The following is a 4,857-nucleotide window of genomic DNA, read 5'->3' on the forward strand; positions in this document are numbered from 1 at the left end:
CGCTGCTGCGCGCGGTCGCCCGCCGGCACGGGCCGGTCGCCCTGCTGCACTTCGACGCGCACCTGGACACCTGGGACACCTACTTCGGCGCCGCGTACACCCACGGCACGCCGTTCCGGCGCGCGGTGGAGGAGGGCGTGGTGGACACCTCGGCGCTCTCGCACGTCGGCATCCGCGGCCCGCTCTACGGGCGCAAGGACCTGGACGACGACGAGAAGATGGGCTTCGGCATCGTCACCTCGGCGGACGTGCTGCGCCGCGGCGTCGACGAGGTCGCCGACCAGCTGCGGCAGCGCATCGGGGACCGGCCGCTGTACGTGTCCGTCGACATCGACGTCCTGGACCCGGCGCACGCCCCGGGTACCGGCACCCCGGAGGCCGGCGGGCTCACCTCGCGGGAGCTGCTGGAGATCCTGCGCGGGCTGGCGGGCTGCCGGCTGGTCTCCGCGGACCTGGTGGAGGTGGCGCCGGCGTACGACCACGCGGAGATGACGTCGGTGGCGGCGTCGCACACGGCGTACGAGCTGACGACGCTGATGGCGCGGCAGATCGCCGGCGAGAGCACGCCGGAGTAGCCGTGGAGCGGGTGGCGGGAGAAGAGGGGGAGGAGGGGGAGGAGCACGACGGATCAGGCGCCGCCGCGCCTGATCCTCTGATGCTGTGTGCGCCGCGCGAGTCCGTCAGAACTCGTCGGCCAGCCGCTCCAGTATCCGCATGCTGCCCGCGTGGGTCTCGGCCGTGGCGCAGAGCCGGTCCATGACCAGCTTGTAGTTCTCCACCTCGTCCGGCTTGTCCAGGTAGAGCGCGCTGGTGAGCTGCTCCAGATAGACGACGTCGGGCAGGTCCGGCTCGGTGAAGCGCATGATGTGTATCGGCCCGCCGGCCGCCGCGAGGCCGCCGATGTCGAAGGGCGCGATCTGGATGGTGATGTTCTTCCGGCTGCCCATCTCCAGCAGGTGCCTGACCTGGCCCCGCATGACGTCCGCCCCGCCGAGCGGGCGGCGCAGCGCGGCCTCGTCGACGACGACCCACAGCTTCGGTGCGTCCGGCCGGTCCAGCACCTGCTGGCGCCGCAGCCGCACGTCGACCTTGCGCTGGATCTCCTGCTCGGCCGCGCCCGCGTTGGCCAGCAGCGTGACGGCGCGGGCGTAGTCCGCGGTCTGCAGCAGCCCGGGGACGAACTGGACCTGGTAGTTACGGATCAGCCCGGCGGCCTCCTCCAGGCCGAGCAGCGTCTCGAACCAGCCCGGCAGCACGTCGCCGTACTTCTGCCACCAGCCCGGGGAGCTGGCGCGGCGGGCGAGGGCCAGGAACTCGGAGCGCTCCTGCTCGTCCGTGACGCCGTAGAGGGTGAGGAGGTCGGAGACGTCGCGGTCCTTGTACCCGACCCGGCCGAGCTCCAGGCGGCTGATCTTGGCGTGGGACGCCCGGATCGCATCACCGGCTGCCTCACGGGAGACGCCGGCGGCCTCCCGGAGCCGACGCAGGTGAGTGCCCAGCAGAATGCGAAGAACCGTGGGCCCTCCATGCTGCTGAGAGAGTGCCCTGCGTACCGATGAAGTCTGCTCCGGTGACGCTGACATCTGGCCTGCCCCTGTCCCGCGGTGTGTGATTCGACCGCTCAGTCTCTCACTGTGGAGGGTTCGGTGTACAGCTACTACGGAGTTCAACCAGGGCCTCTCGCCGCGCCGTTGACGATCAGATCGTCGAACTGGCCGTCCTTCGCGCCGAGCAGGAAGGCGGTGATCTCCGCCTGCGTGTAGATGAGTGCCGGTCCGCCCGGATCGCGCGAGTTGCGCATCGCGATGTCCCCTCCGGGGAGTCCTGCGACCTCCACGCACTCGCCGTTCGGATTGCTGAAACGACTCTTCCGCCAGGTGATTCCGGCCAGTTGATCCGCCGGTACACCGTTCGTGACCTGCTGCATCCTGTCTCCTTCTGTGATCGCGACACCAATGTACGTGCACCTGTTCTTGCGAATGAAATTGCATCCGTACTTGCAGCGGCAAGTGCACATCGATCACTATGGCATCGCAACCTGTTTCATCAACGTGCACGTGAGACCGGGGAGTTGGAGATGACCGCACCGGCTGATGGGTGGGTGACCGCCTCCGAGTTCGCAGCGTGCACGCTCGAAGACGACCCCAGGTCCATAGGCATAGCCCGCAACGTCGCCCGGGCGACGCTCCGCGGCTGGCTGCTGGACGAACTCGTCGACGACATCGCCGCCGTCGCCTCCGAGCTGGTGGCCAACGCGCTGCGGCACGGTCTCTGCGAACCGTCCTGGAGCCAGGCCCCCCACCCCGTCGTCCTCAGTCTGCTGCGCCGCGGCTCGGAGGTCGTGTGCGCGGTCTTCGACCCCGGGACCGGCGTCCCGCGGGTGTGCGTCGCCGACCCGTTCGCGGAGTCCGGCCGCGGGATGCGGATCGTGGAGTGCCTCAGCGACAGCTGGGGCTGGAGCGAGCCGGGCCCCTACGGCAAGGCCGTCTGGGCCCGCTTCTCCGCGGGCGGCAGACCCGCGTCCCCGGCGGAGGAACACGGCGTCGAACAGCCCCTCACCAGGTTACTGGTACTGATCGAGGTGCTCACCGGCAGCAGCCCGCCGCAGTTGCAGGCCGTGGCCTGACCCGCGCCCGCGCGCCCCCGCGCCGGCCCCGGGCAACATTCCGTACGCACCCGAGAAACAAATCCCGGCCCCCGTGGGTTGTCGATCCTGGACCAAGGACCAAGGACCATCGACACGGAGGCGGAGGCGGCCGGTGGCGGAACCATCGGGGAAGATCCCTGCGGCACGGACCCCAGCGGACGAGACCCCACCGGAGCGGACGCCCCCGCGAAGCGCGCCCGACGGCTGGGCACGGCGGCTCGTCCGGCACACCCTGCGCTACCGCCGCAACGTCCTGCTCTCCCTCGGCGCCTCCCTCGCCGGGATGGGCATCATGGCGCTCGTCCCGCTCATCCCCAAGCTGATCATCGACGACGTGATCGTCTCCGGCGACCGGCCGCTCGCGCCCCTGGCCGCCGTCATGGTCCTCGCCGCCCTCGCCGTCTACGGCCTCACCTACGTCCGGCGCTACTACGGCGGCCGGCTCGCCCTCGACGTGCAGCACGACCTGCGCACCGAGATGTACGACGCGATCGTCCGGCTCGACGGCCGCCGCCAGGACGAGCTGTCCACCGGCCAGGTCGTCGGCCGCGGCACCACCGACCTCCAGCTCGTCCAGGGCCTGCTCTTCATGATCCCGATGATGATCGGGAACGTGCTGCTCTTCGCGGTCTCCCTGGTCGTCATGCTCGTGTTGTCCCCGACGCTCACCCTCGTCGCCCTCGGCGTCGCCCCCGCCCTGTGGTTCATCGCGAACCGCAGCCGCACCCGCCTGTTTCCCGCCACCTGGTACGCCCAGCAGCAGGCCGGCACCGTCGCCTCGGTCGTGGACGGCGCCGTCGGCGGCGTCCGCGTCGTCAAGGGCTTCGGCCAGGAGGGGCAGGAGACCGGCAAGCTCCGCACCATCAGCCGCAAGCTCTACGCGGCCCGGCTGCGCACCGTCCGCATGAACGCCCGCTACACCCCCGCCCTCCAGGCCGTGCCCTCGCTCGGCCAGGTCGGCATGCTCGCGCTCGGCGGCTGGATGGCCACCCGCGGGCAGATCACCCTCGGCACCTTCGTCGCCTTCTCCACCTATCTCGCGCAGCTCGTCGGCCCGGTCCGGATGCTCGCGATGATGCTCACCGTCGGCCAGCAGGCCCGCGCGGGCGTGGAGCGGGTCTACGAGCTGATCGACACCGAGCCGGAGCTGTCCGACCGGCCCGGCGCCCACGAGCTGCCCGCCGACGCCCCCGCCGACGTCGAGTTCGACGGCGTGACCTTCGGCTACGACCCCGACCACCCGGTGCTGGACCGGCTGACGCTGCGCGTCGAGCCCGGCGAGACGATGGCCGTCGTCGGCGCCTCCGGCAGCGGCAAGTCGACCCTGTCGATGCTGATCCCCCGGTACTACGACGTGGCGCCCGACGGCGGCGCGGTCCGCATCGGCGGCCACGACGTACGCGACCTGACGCTGCCCTCGCTGCGCGCGGCCATCGGGCTCGTGCCCGAGAACAGCTTCCTGTTCTCCGAGTCCGTCCGGGACAACATCGCCTACGGCAAGCCCGACGCCACCGACGAGGAGATCCGCGCCGCCGCCCGCGCCGCCCAGGCCGACGGCTTCATCACCGCGCTGGGCAACGGCACCGGTCCCGCCGACGGCGGCGGCGCCGCGGGCGCGGGGCTCCCCGAGGGCTACGACACCGTCGTCGGCGAGCAGGGCATGACCCTCTCCGGCGGCCAGCGCCAGCGTGTCGCGCTGGCCCGCGCGATCCTCACCGACCCCCGGCTGCTGCTCCTGGACGACGCCACCTCCGCGGTCGACGCCCGCGTCGAGCACGAGATCCACGAGGCGCTCAAGAGCGTCATGGCCGGCCGCACCACGCTGCTCATCGCCCACCGCCAGTCCACCCTGGCGCTCGCCGACCGCATCGCCGTCCTCGACGGCGGCCGGCTCGTCGACGTCGGCACCCACGAGGAGCTGCAGGCCCGCTGCTCCCTCTACCGCCGGCTGCTGACCGACCCGGACGAGCTGGCGGACCGCGAGCGCGACCCGGCCGGCCAGGTCGCCGCGGACACCCACGCCAGCGTCGACGGGATCACCCCCGGCCTGTGGGTGCGCAAGGAGACCGGCGAGAAGAGCGCCGCGGCCGGGGGCAACTCCACCGCCTCCGCCGGCGACCCCTCCGGCTTCGCCGGCATGCTCGCCGGCTCGCCCGGCAGCCCCGAGCTGCTGGCCAAGGTCGCCGCCCTGCCGCCCGCCACCGACACCC

5 protein-coding genes are annotated in these 4,857 nt (G+C 71.8%); 3 read left to right on the forward strand and 2 right to left on the reverse strand.

The window, feature by feature from the left end; all coding sequences use genetic code 11:
- Positions 1 to 575, forward strand: a 575-nt coding sequence (locus tag H5J30_RS17725) for an arginase family protein (protein ID WP_181788394.1), incomplete at its 5' end; no start/stop codon positions are given.
- Positions 576 to 680: 105 nt separating this feature from the next.
- Here the strand turns inward: H5J30_RS17725 and H5J30_RS17730 are convergent.
- Both H5J30_RS17730 and H5J30_RS17735 read right to left on the reverse strand, forming a co-directional pair.
- Positions 681 to 1,583 carry a Sco1979 family transcriptional regulator gene (locus H5J30_RS17730; RefSeq protein ID WP_181788395.1) on the reverse strand — a complete coding sequence of 301 codons (903 nt, stop codon included), beginning with the start codon at positions 1,581 to 1,583 and terminating at the stop codon, positions 681 to 683.
- Between the two features lie 83 nt (positions 1,584 to 1,666).
- Positions 1,667 to 1,927: a DUF397 domain-containing protein gene (locus H5J30_RS17735; protein WP_018834136.1), complete on the reverse strand. Its 261-nt coding sequence runs from the start codon at positions 1,925 to 1,927 to the stop codon at positions 1,667 to 1,669.
- A 150-nt stretch (positions 1,928 to 2,077) separates the two neighbouring features.
- Between H5J30_RS17735 and H5J30_RS17740 the strand changes: the two genes are divergently transcribed.
- Both H5J30_RS17740 and H5J30_RS17745 read left to right on the forward strand, forming a co-directional pair.
- Positions 2,078 to 2,626 (forward strand): ATP-binding protein, encoded by a 549-nt coding sequence (locus tag H5J30_RS17740; RefSeq protein WP_220189038.1) that lies wholly within the window; start codon positions 2,078 to 2,080, stop codon positions 2,624 to 2,626.
- Between the two features lie 253 nt (positions 2,627 to 2,879).
- On the forward strand, positions 2,880 to 4,857 hold a 1,978-nt coding region (locus H5J30_RS17745), incomplete at its 3' end, for an ABC transporter ATP-binding protein (protein ID WP_220189039.1).

This window comes from Streptomyces phytophilus (assembly GCF_013870535.1).
GTDB classification, from domain to species: Bacteria; Actinomycetota; Actinomycetes; order Streptomycetales; family Streptomycetaceae; genus Streptomyces; species Streptomyces phytophilus.

What these genes read in the sequence shown, in the direction of transcription:
- H5J30_RS17735 (WP_018834136.1), bottom strand. Translation starts at nt 1,927, where the DNA reads ATGCAGCAGGTCACGAACGGTGTACCGGCGGATCAACTGGCCGGAATC.
- H5J30_RS17730 (WP_181788395.1), bottom strand. Translation starts at nt 1,583, where the DNA reads ATGTCAGCGTCACCGGAGCAGACTTCATCGGTACGCAGGGCACTCTCT.
- H5J30_RS17740 (WP_220189038.1), top strand. Translation starts at nt 2,078, where the DNA reads ATGACCGCACCGGCTGATGGGTGGGTGACCGCCTCCGAGTTCGCAGCG.